General features: G+C 38.5%; 16 protein-coding genes. 12 read left to right on the forward strand and 4 right to left on the reverse strand.

Going from position 1 to position 15,676, the window contains the following annotated elements; all coding sequences use genetic code 11:
* Positions 1-294: 294 nt before the first annotated feature.
* Together KO561_RS04510 and KO561_RS04515 are read left to right on the forward strand one after the other, a co-directional pair.
* Positions 295-2,238 carry an efflux RND transporter permease subunit gene (locus tag KO561_RS04510; RefSeq protein WP_231095945.1) on the forward strand — a complete coding sequence of 648 codons (1,944 nt, stop codon included), beginning with the start codon at positions 295-297 and terminating at the stop codon, positions 2,236-2,238.
* Positions 2,239-2,240: 2 nt separating this feature from the next.
* Positions 2,241-4,058 (forward strand): coiled-coil domain-containing protein, encoded by a 1,818-nt coding sequence (locus KO561_RS04515; protein WP_331000828.1) that lies wholly within the window; start codon positions 2,241-2,243, stop codon positions 4,056-4,058.
* Positions 4,059-4,293: 235 nt separating this feature from the next.
* On the opposite strand, the gene KO561_RS04520 is transcribed toward KO561_RS04515, so the two are convergent.
* The 4 genes from KO561_RS04520 to KO561_RS04535 all read right to left on the reverse strand — a co-directional run bounded on the left by KO561_RS04520 (position 4,294) and on the right by KO561_RS04535 (position 6,787).
* Positions 4,294-4,914: a hypothetical protein gene (locus KO561_RS04520; RefSeq protein WP_231095947.1), complete on the reverse strand. Its 621-nt coding sequence runs from the start codon at positions 4,912-4,914 to the stop codon at positions 4,294-4,296.
* A gap of 13 nt (positions 4,915-4,927) precedes the next feature.
* Positions 4,928-5,332: a permease prefix domain 1-containing protein gene (locus KO561_RS04525; protein WP_231095948.1), complete on the reverse strand. Its 405-nt coding sequence runs from the start codon at positions 5,330-5,332 to the stop codon at positions 4,928-4,930.
* Positions 5,329-5,658, reverse strand: coding sequence for a PadR family transcriptional regulator (locus tag KO561_RS04530; RefSeq protein ID WP_231095949.1), 330 nt, complete (start codon positions 5,656-5,658; stop codon positions 5,329-5,331). The genes KO561_RS04525 and KO561_RS04530 overlap by 4 nt, the downstream gene beginning before the upstream one ends.
* Positions 5,659-5,995: 337 nt before the next feature.
* The gene (locus tag KO561_RS04535) at positions 5,996-6,787 is read right to left on the reverse strand and encodes a phosphotransferase (protein ID WP_231095950.1); all 792 of its coding nucleotides are present in this window, start codon (positions 6,785-6,787) and stop codon (positions 5,996-5,998) included.
* A 271-nt stretch (positions 6,788-7,058) separates the two neighbouring features.
* On the opposite strand from KO561_RS04535, the gene KO561_RS04540 reads away from it, so the two are divergent.
* The 10 genes from KO561_RS04540 (at position 7,059) to KO561_RS04585 (ending at position 15,658) form a co-directional block, all read left to right on the forward strand.
* Complete coding sequence (locus tag KO561_RS04540) at positions 7,059-7,472, forward strand: hypothetical protein (RefSeq protein WP_408004840.1); 414 nt, start codon at positions 7,059-7,061, stop codon at positions 7,470-7,472.
* Between the two features lie 422 nt (positions 7,473-7,894).
* Positions 7,895-8,593 (forward strand): dethiobiotin synthase, encoded by a 699-nt coding sequence (gene bioD, locus KO561_RS04545; protein ID WP_231095952.1) that lies wholly within the window; start codon positions 7,895-7,897, stop codon positions 8,591-8,593.
* 56 nt (positions 8,594-8,649) lie between these two features.
* Positions 8,650-9,363, forward strand: a complete 714-nt coding sequence (locus KO561_RS04550; protein ID WP_231095953.1) for a 5-formyltetrahydrofolate cyclo-ligase — start codon at positions 8,650-8,652, stop codon at positions 9,361-9,363.
* A 292-nt stretch (positions 9,364-9,655) separates the two neighbouring features.
* Complete coding sequence (locus KO561_RS04555) at positions 9,656-10,852, forward strand: sensor histidine kinase (protein WP_231095954.1); 1,197 nt, start codon at positions 9,656-9,658, stop codon at positions 10,850-10,852.
* Positions 10,788-11,420, forward strand: a complete 633-nt coding sequence (locus KO561_RS04560) for a response regulator (protein WP_231095955.1) — start codon at positions 10,788-10,790, stop codon at positions 11,418-11,420. The genes KO561_RS04555 and KO561_RS04560 overlap by 65 nt, the downstream gene beginning before the upstream one ends.
* 118 nt (positions 11,421-11,538) lie before the next feature.
* Positions 11,539-12,471 (forward strand): ABC transporter ATP-binding protein, encoded by a 933-nt coding sequence (locus tag KO561_RS04565; protein WP_231095956.1) that lies wholly within the window; start codon positions 11,539-11,541, stop codon positions 12,469-12,471.
* Between the two features lie 12 nt (positions 12,472-12,483).
* On the forward strand, positions 12,484-13,749 hold the full coding sequence (locus KO561_RS04570; protein WP_231095957.1) for an ABC transporter permease: 1,266 nt from the start codon (positions 12,484-12,486) through the stop codon (positions 13,747-13,749).
* Entirely contained in the window at positions 13,749-14,849 is a 1,101-nt protein-coding gene (locus KO561_RS04575; protein WP_231095958.1) for an ABC transporter permease, read from the forward strand. The genes KO561_RS04570 and KO561_RS04575 overlap by 1 nt, the downstream gene beginning before the upstream one ends.
* 241 nt (positions 14,850-15,090) lie before the next feature.
* Entirely contained in the window at positions 15,091-15,432 is a 342-nt protein-coding gene (locus KO561_RS04580) for a nucleotidyltransferase domain-containing protein (protein WP_231095959.1), read from the forward strand.
* Complete coding sequence (locus KO561_RS04585; protein ID WP_231095960.1) at positions 15,401-15,658, forward strand: HI0074 family nucleotidyltransferase substrate-binding subunit; 258 nt, start codon at positions 15,401-15,403, stop codon at positions 15,656-15,658. Before KO561_RS04580 ends, KO561_RS04585 begins: the two co-directional genes overlap by 32 nt.
* Positions 15,659-15,676 lie beyond the last annotated feature (18 nt).

Raw genomic sequence — 15,676 nt, forward strand, 5'->3', positions numbered from 1 at the left:
CCGTGATAAGGCGATCACCTATTCTTAAATGAATGGTGTAGTTTTCTTTCTTGTTTTCCAACAAATATCAAGAATGTGTTGTACAAATTACAGATGTTGTTAAACTGTTTGTTGATTAGGCAACATAGTGTCCATATAATGATATAGTGTACATGAAAAAGTGGCAAGAGAGGGTGAGTTATTATAGAAATTGCAGCACGAATCATTAAACATAAAAAGGCCGTTGCGATCACTTTTGCGATCTTTACAATCCTCTGTGCCCTGGCACAGTTTGCTGTATCGGTAAACTACGATATGAAAGATTACTTGCCAGAGGATGCTCCTTCTACGTTAGCAATGGATGTAATGAATGAGGAGTTTGAGGGAAGTGTTCCGACGAATAGAGTCATGGTAAAGGACGTGACCATACAGGAAGCACTTGCTTTTAAGGAGAAACTGGCTGCTATTGATGGGGTGTCAGATGTCACCTGGTTAGATGATAGCGTTGATATAAAAGCGCCACTTGAAATGGCTGATCAAGAGACCGTGGAAACTTATTATAAGGATGGCAAAGCATTATTTTCATTTAGTATCCGAGATGGAGAGGAAGTAGCTATTACCGATGCCATCTATGATCTGATTGGTGAAGATAATGCCATGGCTGGGGAATCGCTCAATACGGCTACACAACAAAAAATGGCCGGAACGGAATCGATGTACGCGGCAGCTCTATTAGTTCCGATTATCATCCTAATTTTAGTTGTTTCCACTACTTCATGGATAGAACCGCTGTTTTTCTTAACGGCGATTGGTGTTTCGGTTTTAATAAACATGGGAACGAACATTTTTCTTGGGGAAGTATCTTTTGTTACACAATCGGTTGCGCCAATTTTACAGCTAGCTGTATCACTAGATTATGCTATTTTTCTTCTTCATAGCTTCTCAGATTATCGAAAGAAAATAGCAGATCCTCATGAAGCCATGCAGCTTGCGATGAAGAAATCCTTTTCGGCTATTACGGCTAGTGCGTCCACGACCTTTTTCGGCTTTATCGCCTTATCCTTTATGAATTTTGAAATTGGTTCAGATTTAGGGATCAATCTAGTAAAAGGGATATTATTAAGCTTCATTAGTGTCATGGTCTTTTTACCTGCCCTTACGCTTATGTTTTATAAATGGATTGATAAAACGCAGCATAAACCGTTACTTCCCAAAGTTAAGAACAAGGGAAGTGTGATTGTAAAATTTAGATTACCAAGCCTAGTCCTTGTATTTCTTCTCGTTGTACCAGCATTTCTCGCTCAAAGTCAGGCGAATTTCATTTATGGTATCGGAGAACAACCGGAGAACACAAGGGCTGGTAGTGATTTAATAGAAATTAAAAAGCATTTTGGCGAGAGCACCCCGATGGTACTACTTGTCCCAAGAGGGGATATCGCCAAAGAAGAAGAATTGGTACAAGAGTTAGAGCGAGTCGAGCATGTGACTTCTGTTCTTGCTTATGTTAATACTGTCGGTTCTGCGATTCCTCCGGAGTATTTGGGTTCCTCTGTGACGGAACAGTTTTATTCCGAGAATTATAGTCGAATCATCCTTCAAACAGATACAAAAAGTGAGGGAGAAGAGGCGTTTCACTTAATCGAAAAGGTTAAGCGTTCGGCAGAAAATTATTATGGGGAAGATGTCTATACGGTTGGGGAAAGCGTGACATTGTATGATATAAAAAATATAGTTCAAAAGGATAATAAATTGGTAAATCTTTTGACGATTATTACAGTTGCTTTCGTTCTGTTCGTGACATTTAAATCGATATCGATTCCTTTAATCTTACTTCTTACGATTCAGTCAGCTGTTTGGATCAATTTATCGGTTCCGTATTTTACGGATTCTTCCTTAGTATATGTGGGGTATCTTTTGATAAGCATCATTCAGCTTGCGGCGACGGTAGATTATGCGATTCTGCTGACGGATGCCTATAAAGAGTATCGACAGGAAATGCCTGCACGCGAAGCCATTAAGAAAACGCTAGATGAGAAGATTTTTGCTGTTGGGATCTCTGCTTCTATTTTATCCAGTGTAGGTTTCATATTATGGATTACCTCATCGAACCCAATTGTTGCATCGATCGGGTTACTGCTTGGAAGAGGTGCCCTACTTGCTTTTATTATGGTAGTGTTCTTCCTGCCAGCATGTCTTCTGGTGTTTGATAAATGGATTTCGAAAACAACTTGGAAAGCAAACTTTTATAAGGAGAAATGATGATGAGGAGAATAAGAAAGATCCTACTTGTCTTTGCAACGATCATTTTGGTGATGCCGTCCTTACTTGTCTCGGCTGCCTCAAATGACGGTAAATCAGGGGAAGATGCGTCCCAGGAGAAAGGGAAGGTTTCCTCAAAGGATGAAGTGGTCTATGCGAAGCTAAATGCCACTGGTGAAAGACAGGAAATCTATGTTGTAAACATATTAGATATAGAAAAAGCGGGTGAAATCGCTGATTATGGTTCGTATTCTAATCTGAAAAACTTAACAGATTTATCTCCATTAGAACTAAAAGACAACAGAGTGACGTTCCAGGCTCCAGAGGGGAAATTTTATTATCAAGGGAATATCAATCAAGAACCGTTGCCTTGGGATATTTCTATTTCCTATTTTCTAGATGGAAAAGAAATTTCCCCTGAAGAGCTTGCTGGAAAAGACGGGCATGTAGAAATTCAGATTGCAACATCTGCTAATGAAAAAGTAGATCCCGTATTTTTTAAAAACTATTTATTACAGATCTCTCTTTCTCTTCCTTTAGATATTTACAGCAATATTCAGTCTCCTGACGGGATGCTTGCCAATGCGGGAAAGAACACACAAGTCACGTTTACTGTGATGCCTGGAAAAGAAGGTGAGCTAGTTCTGGAAGCTGATGTAGTCGACTTCGAGCTGGAAGGTATCGACATTTCGGCGATTCCATCTTCTATGCCGATTGATGCACCAGATGTGGACGATATGACAGGGGACATGGAAACCTTAACGGATGCTATTAAAGGGGTTAATAATGGGGTCGCAGAATTAGAAGATGGGGTTTCAGAACTAAACAATGGAGTACAGGAGCTACGAAACGGTTCTAAGGAATATAGGAACGGAATTTCCGCCATTGATGCTTCTTCTTCCGAGTTGGTAAACGGCTCCGATAGTCTTAAGCAAGCGTTGGAGAAGATGAGTGCTTCTCTTGCTAACAGCTCCGCAGAAATGGGGCTCGGCGATTTGAAAAAGCTAGAAGATGGACTTGTTCAAGCTGCAGGTGGACTAAGAAAAACTTCAGATGAATTATCTGCTTTGAAACAAAAGTATGCATCTGCTTACAATGAATTAAACAAAGCAATGGAAGATATTCCAGCTTATGAGATTTCGGAAGACGAAATCAGTGAGCTTAGAAACAGTGTAGACCATGCTGCATTGGAAAAATTGATTAAAACATATGAAGCTGTAGGTGCTGCAAAAGACACTTATTCGGATGTAAAGGGAGACTTTGATGTAGTAGCAATAACTTTAGAGCAAGTTAGTGGATCCCTTCTAAAGATGGCTAACCAATTTGATACTATGGCAAAAGGGCTGTCATCTACTCAGGGAGACATGGATGCTGCTGGTTCAATTGCTCAATTGCAAGAAGGAATAAGTCAATTAGCTTCTCAATATGGGACGTTCCATTCAGGGTTAGTCGAGTACGCTGGAGGTGTAAGCAAATTATCTAGTTCGTACACGGAGTTAGACAATGGAATTGCAAATCTGTCTGAAGGAACAGGTGAATTGGAGAATGGAGTAAGTGAGCTTCATGATGGAACGGCTGAACTCTATGAGTCTACGAGTGATTTACCTGAACAGATGAAAAAAGAGGTTGACCAAATGATGGCGGAATATGATAAATCTGATTTTGAACCCGTATCCTTTGTTTCACCGAAGAATGATAAAGTCAATTCGGTCCAATTTGTCTTCAAAACAGAAAGTATTAAACAAGAAGAAAAAGAAGAGACCGAAAAACCTGAAGAAGAAGAAAAAAGCTTCTGGGCTCGTTTGAAGGATTTATTTTAATAAAATAAAGGTGCCAGCCCCATCTCATGTTTTGAGAGACTGACAGAGAAAAGACAGGATACGAGTTCCTGTCTTTTTTCCATCCCTAGCAAAATTTTGAACATAGAAATCCTCATAAATATTGGTACATCAACGTTTATGAGGATTCTAGTTTTGTTAAATAGAATAGGTCTATTTTCCGCCAAGGACCTAAAAAGAATGATTAATCGCTCTGTTCAAAAAAATAACAATAATATCAACGCGCAAAATGATACATACTCAACGGCCACCAAAGCGTACCGAAGATTGGATAGACAGCCCAGATTTCGTTAGGAGTAGTAATGACGTTTACGGTAATAAAAAATACGATAATTAAAAGACTAGCATGGACAGAGAATGTCTTGAATGTTTTTCTTTGAGCATGATAGATAGAGAGCGGCCACCATAAAACGGCAAACGCTGGAAAGATAACCCACGGAAACCCAGGTGCCAATAACACATTTAATACGATGTAATAAATAATAATACTGGAGCTTCCAATTAGCGCAACGGACAATGACTTGGCACGCTTGCCTAATGAAGCAAGAATTGGCCACCATAATATCGGGAAGACCGCATATAAAAACCAAGGGTAATCCGGCGTTTTGAGATAATTTTCAATGATTAGAAATGCGATGATTATAATACTGTGTAAATAAGCAAGCTGAACATGTTTTCTTTTTTTCATACTGTACACAGAGACTGGCCAAAAAAGTAATGCGAAACAAGGGTATATAAACCAATAGTAATTTGGACTTGTTAGAAAATTGACCAGAAATATAAAAAAAATACTCATCATACTTCCTGCAACTGCAAATCCTACATCATATTTTTTCATTTTTCAATCCCCCCTATTTAGAACGTAACCAAGAAAAGTAGGCTGATAATGGCCACCAAAGAACACCGAATGTTGGATAGACAAACCATATCTCGTTTGGTGAATAGTAGAAATTAATGAACACAAGAAGTCCGATAATGAGTGCGCTTCCCCAAATGGAATACATAAGGTTTATCTTCCTGTTGTTTTTTGTTTCTGGTTCTGGTTCCATTTCGCCCAATTCTCTTTTTAAGTCTTCCATGTCCCCGAAGTCGACAATCGCTTTATTAATCGCATCCTCTTCCGATTTTCCTTGCTCCATTAGATCGAATACTTTTTCTTCCAGGTTTTCTAACACCTCTTGTTTCATGGCGTTATTTTCTTCATTATCTGGAATATTGCTAAACAAATAGTCGACGTGCTGTTTTAATTTTTTCATTGTAAACCCTCCATAAATAAATCGATAATTTCTTTCGTTTCTTTCCATTCCTCTACCATTTCTTTGAGATAAGCTTTTCCGAGCGTTGTGATTCGGTAATATTTTCTTTTGCCCCCTTGCGAAAAATCACCTACATAAGACTCAATTAATTCCTTCTTCTCCAATCGCTGAAAAACCGCATAAAGGGTGGCTTCTTTAATTTGGAATCGATCCTTTGTTCGAATACTGATCTCCTTGGAAATTTCATAGCCATAACGATCTTGTTCGTAGACGAGCCGGAGAATAATGGATTCCAAATGGCCGCGAATGATATCGCTTCTAATCATGTTGTCACTCCTTGTTTTTCAAGTGTTCTATCTGATAGAGTAATCTTAATGCAAATTACTCTATCTGTCAAAGTAATTTTTGAGAAGGATTGGAATTTTTTATTGTGAACTTTAAAAGCAATTGTATTTATGCATAAAAAAGAAGAAGATCTGCTTAGAGCTTCTTCTGATGGTATGAATATATTTACTTTTCATTGATAGAATGAACCGTCCAACAAGCAAGGTAGGAAAGTTTGTTGTGAATAGTAAATTAAACGGCCATTGGATACATAAATTAAATGCTACATACTGACAAGAACAATTGTAGTCTTAATGAAATCTCCCAACAAACCCTTCGCTAAATCCACTCTTTTCCGTACTCGCTAATAAACTTAATATCGTTTTGATAATGTTCAAGATGCCCTTCATCTATCATGATTTGAAATGCAATGTCACCTTCATTGGCCTTTCTTGTAATTGTTTTACATAACCCTTCTAATCGCCGTATTACCATTTCTAAATAATTATCTTCAAATTTCTCACCGTAAGAGTCAAAAAACAATCTAACTCTTTGCTTTAAAGGGTTTGCATGCTGTAATGAATCATAATACACTTTCTCACCTGTTTCAGAAAGATAAAATCTACTTAAGGGGACGCAGGTATAAAGAGTATAAGCTATATCCCAAAGTCTTGGACCAGGTCCTACAACATCAAAATCAATAATACCTACTGGTTTTTGATGATTAAAAATAATGTTGTATCTAGCGAAGTCATTATGGCATAATACCTCCACTTTATCCGGAGTATTGTCTATCGGTTTCCACTCATCGGATAATGGAAAATCACTCACAGCATCGTGATAAAGACGGAGCATCTTCGCTATTTCTTTTAACACATCATTTGACCACATATATTCTTTTAATGGATCATTTCCAGCTTCACCTTCCATAAATGATAATATTTCTCTTCCTTTTTCATCCATACCTAAAAACCTTGGTGCATAACGGAAACCTTTGTCTTCCAAATGCTTTAATAGCTTATGGATTTTTGCGCTGTCCTGCTTTAATTCTCTTCGTACAGTATTTCCTACACGATAAACGTTAGAGACATTCCCACCTGTTAGCATTTCTTCGTTTTCCTGGTTTGACATCTATATCCCCCCTCATAAGACTTTCTATAATTCGTAAAAAAAATCCTGTTTTTTCTGACTCAATAAATGTACAAGAGAGCAATTTGTTCATTAGAACCCCCCAATAGTGAAGAGAGTGATAGTAACTAATATTTTTTCGGATCATTCACTCATTCCTGAATTTTGTGTCTCACATTCAAAAAAATAGATTTTTTATGCTCTTAAAGACTCATCATAAATGCCCTCCATTTTCATATAAATGAACTAATCATATTAGACTGGGGGAATGATGGTGACAAATGAAGTTGATGTGGAAGAGTCCTTTGAGCTAACGGAGGAACTATTAAAGAAATACTGTGATTTAAACATCCAGAAAAAAGAATTGGAGAAAGAAATGAATCAGATCAAAAAACAGATTCACAATTACCTAGATGACACCTTTGGAAAGGAACAAAAAGGGGAAGTGAAACTAGGGAAATATAAGGCACAGCGTATCATACGCTCCTCCGTTCATTACGACGAAGAGAAGACGGTACAAAAATTGGAAGAATTAAATCTAGAAGACTTTATATTATTAGTCAAACAACCAGATACAAAGAAACTAGAGTCTGCAATGAAAATAGATTTAGTCGATGAAGAGGAATTCGTGGATTGTAAAACAAATAAGTTGAGTCAAGCCATCACCGTCAAGGAACTAAGTTTATAAGATACTAGAAAACGTTTGGATTTTCATTCTCCAAACGTATTTTTTTTACTTAGGAAATTATAAAATTGGGTATGTGTGGATAACATGTAGCAACAGCCACGTCCAGCTCCAGCGCTCAGCGACTAGCGAGACTTCCCTCGCCTTCGTACGATAAGTCAACATCGGCTCCCTAAGGTCGCCGTGTTTCCTTTATCTCCTACGGCTCAGTCCAGTCCGTACGCCGCTAAACGAGCGCTTGCGCTTTTGTTCCAAAACTCCTCGATAACGAATAAACTGCGTCATACATTCGCAAATAGATGTTTTGCGGTTTTTCTACTCCGTTTTAATCCTCCCAACCTATGTGATACTTCCCTAGGTAAACCATTCCCACCATGATAAAATAACAAGGAGAAATCCGAATCATAAGAGGGAGATCGAACGATATGACTGGAGTATTCATAACAGCAACGAGTAAAGATATTGGGAAGACAGTGTTGACCACTTGTTTGACCTACGCACTGAATAAAAAAGGAATAGACACAGTTCCATACAAGCCTGTTCAATGTGGAGCTGTTCAAAAAGGGGAGAGGTGGGTGTCTCCTGATGTAGAAGTGTATCGTAATGTTTATCAACCAGAGGAAGAACTAAATACTTACTTATACAAACCACAATTCTCTCCGCATCTTGCTGCTCAATTGGCGAACAATCCAATCGATCCCAAAAAGATTGTTGCTCAATATAAAAAACTGAAACAAGACCACGAATTTGTTTTAGTAGAAGGCTCGGGCGGTCTTGCTGTGCCTCTGATTGATGAGTTTTATGGCAATGCGGAACTGGTCAAAGATCTGAACCTCCCTCTCATTATTGTCGCTTCCGCTAAAGTAGGGACCTTAAATCATACAGCGATGACCGTAACCTATGCCAAAAGTAAAAACATAGATGTGAAAGGGATTATTCTGAATAACTATCCAGAAAATCCATCCGAAGGAATTAAAGAGAACCCTTTAATGCTTGAAAAAATGACTGGAATTCCTGTGATTGGAATCGTGCCTCAGATTGAAAACGTAGAATCCAAATTAAAAGACTTAGCAACACTTGATCGAATGACAGCAAATATTGATTTAGATTACATAGTGAAATAATGATTTGAAGATTAGACCCCCATCACGAAAAAAATTTAATTTGGTAGGTGCATTCTATGACAACGAAACAAGAAATTCGTGAAAGGAAATGGAACTATTTAACGGAGAATAAATTAGGGAGGTTTCCATTCCCTTTGCAAAATCGTATTCCAAACTTTAAAGGGGCAGAGCTTGCAGCACGGTTGGTAACATCTATGCCAGAATATCAGAATGCCAAAGTGATTAAAGTAAATCCGGATTCCCCTCAATTACCGATTAGGGCCCAAGTTTTAAAAGATGGAAAAGTGTTACTCGTTCCAACACCTAGACTTAAGGCAGGGTTTATCATGGTGAATCCAGAGTGGGTTCCGAGTGGGGAAGAAAGAAGAGCCGCTAGTCTTTCCCATATAAAATCCTATGGAAAAGAAGTTCCTCTTACGGAGATTCCCAACATTGACTTATTTGTCGTTGGATCTGTTGCTTTGCATAGAGATGGTCGAAGAATTGGAAAAGGGGAAGGGTATGCGGATAGGGAGTATGCCATAATGAGAGAACTCGGGAATCCAGATGTTCCTGTGATAGGTACGGTTCACAGTGCTCAATTAACCGATGCAGATGTGCCGAGAGATGCCTTTGATTTATCGGTAGATTGGATTGCAACGGAAACCGAACTCATGGAAACAAACACTCCTTACGAGAAGCCGGACGGAATCAAATGGGAGCTTGTAACGGAAGAAGAACTGGATGAAATGCCTGTGTTGAGGGAAATACGAGAGCTTACAAAAGGGTGACGTTGATTCCGCGTTGAATCAGCATGGTGACGGCAGCATTTTAATTTAGAAAATTAAAAGAATAATATTTTTGTGAGGGACCTCTCCCAAAGATTGGAGAGGTCCTTCAATGTTGCTGAATGAAATTTTAGTGTACTCTTCCTGTTCATAGTTATTTTTATGTGGACGGATTTACTCCAATAGATGACAATAATACATAAGGAACCAAGAAATGTACGGTGTTTTTATTCCTAGGGAAAAAAGAAGTCCGTTTCTAGTTTGGTCATAAGTCTTGCTAGAGGAGTTTGTTTATATGAAGAAAACGTATTTTATTTGGCTCTCTCTCCAATGTGTTGTGTGGGTACTAGCTTTATTAGAAGTCCCGTCATACTTAAATACAGGACAACTAGTGAGTGCTTGCGTATTTTTTATCATATTATTTATTTTGCCATTACTTACTGAGAAAACGGTGATTCAAACCGTATTATTCTGTACGCAATCACTGGCCACAATCGTTATTTTTTATCCTATAGAAGGTGTGTGGAACCCATATGTGTTCCTCATCCATGTGTTAATTATTGCGGAAGCTGTTTTTTACCTCTCCCGTTTGAAAAGCTTAGTTGTGATGGGAGTTCAACTAGGGAGTACCACGTGGATCTTAATGAAATCTTCTGCCACTATTTCTACGTTAGCTTGGTTTGCTGTTTTGTATCTATTCATAGTCACCGCATTGTTATATCATCAAGTGGTACATAAACGAGAAACAGTGTTACAAAAAAAGAATGATGCCTTACTATATGAATATAGAAGGATGAAAAGGTTGCTTGTGACAGAGGAAGAGCAGGCAAGACAGGATGAGCGAATGCTTATTGGCAATGAAATACATGATTCAGTTGGTCATAAACTTACAGCCTTGTTAATGCAAATGGAGGCTTTCCGGTTAACTGCAGCCGAAAAGGATAAAGAGAAAATTAAAACGCTAAAAGTGCTAGCTGAACAAAGCTTAGACGAAACAAGACGAGCTGTAAAATCCTTTAAGCAAACAGAAGTAGGCGGACTACAAGGGGTCATTCGGTTAATTCGTAAATTAGAAATGGAAAGCTTTATGAAAATTAACTTTTCTGTTAAGTATGGAGCATTTGCTACACCATTAACAGGGGAACAGTCCTTTGCCATATATCGTGCGGTACAAGAAGCGCTGACCAATATTATGAAGCATAGCTCTACAAGAGAAGCGCAAGTCTTATTTGAATCACCAGGTGGAAGTATATTTCGCTTTGAAGTAGCCAACCTTACAACAACTACTATCTTTTACCAAGAGGGGTATGGATTGAAAGCGATGCGAGATCGATTAGAAAAAGTGGGTGGCTCCTTGGAAATCGATCATGATGAGCGCCAATTTATAGTAAGGGGTAGCATAAGTTTAACAGAAAGGGGTGGGGACTTTGATAAAGGTGTTACTAGCAGAAGACCAAGTGATGGTGCGCCAAGGCTTGAAGGCAATGATTGAAACAGAAGAAGAGATTCATGTTACAGGAGAAGCTACCAATGGCAAAGAAGCGGTCGGATTATGTGATAAACAGCATTTCGATGTGGCAATTTTAGATATTCGCATGCCTGAAATGGATGGGATAGAAGCAGCCAAGGTTTTGCGATCACGCTTTCCACATATGAAAATTTTAATGCTTACCACTTTTGATGATAATCAATATGTAATGGAAGCTTTAAAACTAGGTGTTAATGGTTATATGCTGAAAAACGGCGACACAGAATCCCTGATTCGTTCGATTAAAAGTGCCTTAAGTGGTGGGCTCTCCCTGGAGGATCAAGTTGCGGCAAAGGTAATGCCAGCCCTACTCCAAAATAAAGAAGAGGTGTCGATTAATCCGACGTTAACGCCAAGGGAAAGAGCGATTTTGAAGTGCATTGGAGAGGGACTGAATAATAAGGAAGTAGCGGAACGATTAGGGTTATCCGTTGGCACGGTCAAGAATCAAACTAGTCATATATTAGATAAATTGGAATTAAGAGATCGGACCCAATTAGCGATTTATGCGATTCGCCATCGATTGGTCTGATAAAAAAATGACTAAAGTAATAAGAGTATGTTGGAGTAGTGACCAGAGTCAGTAGTGGCTTTGGTTATTTTGTTTTATTATGCACTTATAAGGAAAAAGCAGGTAGGAGGTAAAAGATATGCTTGAAACTGTTCATTTAAGTAAGTCTTTCAAAGGAAAAAAGGCCGTGCAAGATGTTAATTTATATTTGGATAGTGGCGAATCAGTTGGATTGATCGGACCAAATGGGGCAGGGAAATCAACGACTATTTCTATGATTTCGACTTTAATTAAGCCTACAGACGGTGAAATAAAGCTGAATGGTGTAAACACCATTCATAAGCCAGGAGAAATTAGAAAAATCTTAGGTGTAGTTCCGCAGGAAATAGCACTTTATCAGGAACTTTCCGCTTATGAAAATCTTAAATTTTTTGGTTCCATTTACAAAATGAAAGGAAAAGAACTAGAAAAAAGTATTCATGAAGCTTTAGAAATCGTTGGATTAAGAGAACGTCAAAAAGATTTAGTGAAAACTTTTTCTGGCGGTATGAAGCGTAGGGTGAACATAGCGGCTGCGTTATTACATCGACCGAAGATTTTAATTTTAGACGAACCAACGGTTGGCATTGACCCCCAATCGAGAAATCATATTTTAGAAACAGTACGCATGTTAAACGAGAAAGAAGGAACAACGGTTCTGTACACGAGTCACTATATGGAGGAAGTGGAACAGCTCTGTGACAGGTTGTACATTATGGATGATGGCGACATTATTGCAGCAGGAACAAAAGCAGAGTTACTTAGCATTTTGTCGACAGAGGATACGGTAAACGTGGAGTTAAATAAAATGGATGAAGCTTTTGTCGAGCAGGTAAGAACACTGGAAGGGATTCGTAAGGTGGAGGCGACTCAATTGCAGTTGAACATTATTGCGAAAAAAGGAAGCAATATGATTAGTGAGCTTGTTCATCTTGCCGAACAACACCATATACAAATTGTTAATTTTCATACGGAAACTCCTAGTTTGGAGGATGTATTCCTTCATTTGACTGGTCGAACGTTACGGGATTAAGGAGGTGCAGGTATGCGGAGCTTTATAAAAAAGGATTTGTTATTGTTTTGGCGTGACCGGAAGGAGCTTATTACGATACTTGTGCTTCCTATCGTCTTAGTAGTGATATTAAATTTTGCATTTGCTGGTTTATTCGGTAATGATGAGGAACCATCCATGGATTTACATGTAGCGATCGTAAACCAGGATGACGAAACAAAGTCCATGGCACAATTGAAAGAGAAGCTGATCGAAGATGCCTCGTTAGGAGAAGCAGAAGCGGAGGATTTAGTAGCCAAAGCAAGCCAGATAAGCCCTGTTCCAATGCTATTCGATTACCTTAACAGTGATGAATTGAAAGAATTGGTGACCGTTCATAAGCTCGGGGAAGAAGAGGCAATAGCTAAAGTCGAAGAGGGTGATTTAGACGGTATCCTCGTTATACCAGATGGCTTTACCGTTGATAGTTTATATGCTGCTTTTGTAGGAGAATCTCCCACTACGTCGCTGAAATATAAGATGGAAAAAGAAACGACTAACAACAGTACTTTATACCAAATCATCCAAGGGTTTACGGAACAGTTAAATTATCAGTTTGCCCTACAGGAATTAGCAGGCAGTATGCAAATGGAAGTAACACTTCCCGAGGGTGGTTTTGAGAAAGTAGGATCAGGGGAAAGCTTCACACTTACTCAATATTTTACGATTGCGATGGGGGCATTGTTTACCTTATTCCTGGCAGCAACAGTAGCAACTAAAGCAGGGGTGGAAGTGAGACAACAGGTATTCCATCGGATTTTATTGACGAATAGTAATCCAATGCTATTTTTAATAGGGAAAATGGTGTCAACGTTCTGCTTAGTTTGGTTACAAGTGATGTTTGTATTTATATTGTCTCACTTTTTGTTAGACGTATTTCCGGGTCGTTCCGTGACCTTTTGGTCTGGCGCCGTGGGAATGATTGCTTTGCTTTCTTTGGCGATTGCTGGATTAGCAGCTGTTTTCACAAGTATTTTACTAAGAATGTCTAATATTGATGCAGCAAACGGGATATTTATGATGGTGATTCTACTGTTTGGTGTGATCGGAGGGAATTTCGTTCCTATTTATATATTACCAAATTGGCTACAACAAATTGGTGAATGGACACCAAACGGCCTATTTTTAGTGATATTAACGGACTGGGTCCAAGTTGAGGACTTTTCTTCCATCGTTAGACCGAGTCTGATACTAATAGGATTCTTTTTACTATGTACCGTTGTTAGTTTCATCTTATATCCAAAAAGGGGGAAAGCGTAGTGAAATCCGTAATATGGGCACAATTCGCTAAGGATAAACGAAATCCGTTACTAATTCTATTATTTATTGCTGGAAGTATTCTCGCTACCCTCGTATTTGGTGGAGGTGTTCATTCACCGACAACGGTTGCTATCTTTAGTGAAGAGGGGAATGCTTCTGAAATCGAGGAGAAGTGGGAAAGGTTATTGAATGTTAATGATTCCTTTCAATTTAATGTAGTCGACCCGGAGCAAGCCCGTGAGAGTGTAAAAAGTGGGCAGATGGATGTAGCGGTGAAATTAATGGAGATGGATTATAAATTAGTAGCAACTAGTGAACTTCCAAGTGTCTCTTTAGTTCAGCAGCATGTTGCCAAAGTATTTGAACGAGAGGCCACCATTCAGGCCATTTCCAAATCAGAAGAGAACGTAGATATTCGAAATGAAATTGAAAGCTATCTGGCTGATCCTCCCTTTCAGATGGAGTCTCAAGGGCTCGATAGTAAAGAGATTCCTAACTTTAACATGAGTACACAATTATTGTTTGCTTTTACCTTTTTAATTTCGATGTTTATACTCGGTTTAAAAGTGAACAATGTTACGCATGACAAAGTATCAGGTATTTGGAATCGAATGATTCTGTCCCCAATGAGTAAAACGAGTATGTATAGTGGATATATTTTATATAGTTTTCTAATCACACTGTTTCAGATTGTTGTTGTACTAATGGTGTTCAAGTACGCATTGAATTATGAGGTAGGAGATAATCTAGGTCTGATTATTGTGATTGCAGCGTTCTTCACTTTTAGCATGATTTGTGTTGCAATGCTAGTTACCGGTTTTGTGAAGACACCGGAGCAATTTTATGCCATTTACCCATCTTTGATTCCGATGATTCCACTTATTAGCGGAGCTTATATGATGCCAGGGACCATTACAAATCCAGTGTTATTGTTTATTGCAGATCTATTTCCGCTGGCCCATGCCATGGAGGCGATTTTATCGGTCATTTTCTATGGTGCCGGCCTGCAAGATGTGATGATGTCGTTATTAATCATGTTGTTAATTGGAGTAGTGGCAATGGGACTAGGGATTAATCTCATGGAACGTAGAGCGAGGTAATGAGTTTTAAGTATGATGCTACAGGAAAGATTTATCAATGAACTTACCGCGGTATTCCTGAAGAAGAATAAAATGAGGTAATGTTAAGTCCCTTATAAATGTTGTTAGATTAGGATTTGTGAGGGATTTTTGTTCATTTGAACTATTTTAGTGTGTTATAGTACACTTGAAATCACAGATATTCTTTTTGACTTGATATAAGAAGTAACATATTGTCAAATGAATACGCGGAGGTGCTGAAATGTCAAGCACATCAAAACAAAAATACGGTATTCCTGAACGGTTTTTAAACGAATTTATACACTATTGTTCCAATAATGCAAACATCGAAAAAGTCCTCTTGTTTGGCTCAAGAGCTCGTGGCGATTTTCGATTTAATTCCGATATTGATTTAGCTTTCTATACTACTAATATTAATCACAGTGAACAAAACATAATGGAATATATGGTTCGCGAAATATCCACTCATTTAAAAGTAGATATTGTATTTATGGATCGACTATCGAAAGAAGAATTAATTAAGAAAATAAAACGGGATGGGGTGACTTTATATGAACAAGGAACGGCTTTACGAAAGGCTTGAAGACTATAAAAAGGCAAGCTCTAGATTAAATGAGGCAACTTTACTAGAAGTGGAAGATGATATTATTGTGGATGGTGTCATTCAACGTTTTGAATTCACCTTTGAGTTAAGCTGGAAATTGATGAAAGCATTCCTTGAATTCGATGGAATAACTGAAATAAGAAGTCCAAGGGGAGCCATTCGTGAGGCCTTTTCATATGGACTCGCCAAGGAGACCCCAATCTAAATCTACGATTTAGTTGCG

It is taken from the genome of Radiobacillus kanasensis (genome assembly GCF_021049245.1).
Lineage (GTDB): Bacteria > Bacillota > Bacilli > Bacillales > Amphibacillaceae > Radiobacillus > Radiobacillus kanasensis.

What these genes read in the sequence shown, in the direction of transcription:
- KO561_RS04570 (WP_231095957.1), top strand. Translation starts at nt 12,484, where the DNA reads ATGCGGAGCTTTATAAAAAAGGATTTGTTATTGTTTTGGCGTGACCGG.
- KO561_RS04535 (WP_231095950.1), bottom strand. Translation starts at nt 6,787, where the DNA reads ATGTCAAACCAGGAAAACGAAGAAATGCTAACAGGTGGGAATGTCTCT.
- KO561_RS04585 (WP_231095960.1), top strand. Translation starts at nt 15,401, where the DNA reads ATGAACAAGGAACGGCTTTACGAAAGGCTTGAAGACTATAAAAAGGCA.
- KO561_RS04515 (WP_331000828.1), top strand. Translation starts at nt 2,241, where the DNA reads ATGAGGAGAATAAGAAAGATCCTACTTGTCTTTGCAACGATCATTTTG.
- KO561_RS04525 (WP_231095948.1), bottom strand. Translation starts at nt 5,332, where the DNA reads ATGAAAAAATTAAAACAGCACGTCGACTATTTGTTTAGCAATATTCCA.
- KO561_RS04580 (WP_231095959.1), top strand. Translation starts at nt 15,091, where the DNA reads ATGTCAAGCACATCAAAACAAAAATACGGTATTCCTGAACGGTTTTTA.
- KO561_RS04530 (WP_231095949.1), bottom strand. Translation starts at nt 5,658, where the DNA reads ATGATTAGAAGCGATATCATTCGCGGCCATTTGGAATCCATTATTCTC.
- KO561_RS04510 (WP_231095945.1), top strand. Translation starts at nt 295, where the DNA reads ATGAAAGATTACTTGCCAGAGGATGCTCCTTCTACGTTAGCAATGGAT.
- KO561_RS04550 (WP_231095953.1), top strand. Translation starts at nt 8,650, where the DNA reads ATGACAACGAAACAAGAAATTCGTGAAAGGAAATGGAACTATTTAACG.
- KO561_RS04520 (WP_231095947.1), bottom strand. Translation starts at nt 4,914, where the DNA reads ATGAAAAAATATGATGTAGGATTTGCAGTTGCAGGAAGTATGATGAGT.
- KO561_RS04555 (WP_231095954.1), top strand. Translation starts at nt 9,656, where the DNA reads ATGAAGAAAACGTATTTTATTTGGCTCTCTCTCCAATGTGTTGTGTGG.
- bioD (WP_231095952.1), top strand. Translation starts at nt 7,895, where the DNA reads ATGACTGGAGTATTCATAACAGCAACGAGTAAAGATATTGGGAAGACA.
- KO561_RS04565 (WP_231095956.1), top strand. Translation starts at nt 11,539, where the DNA reads ATGCTTGAAACTGTTCATTTAAGTAAGTCTTTCAAAGGAAAAAAGGCC.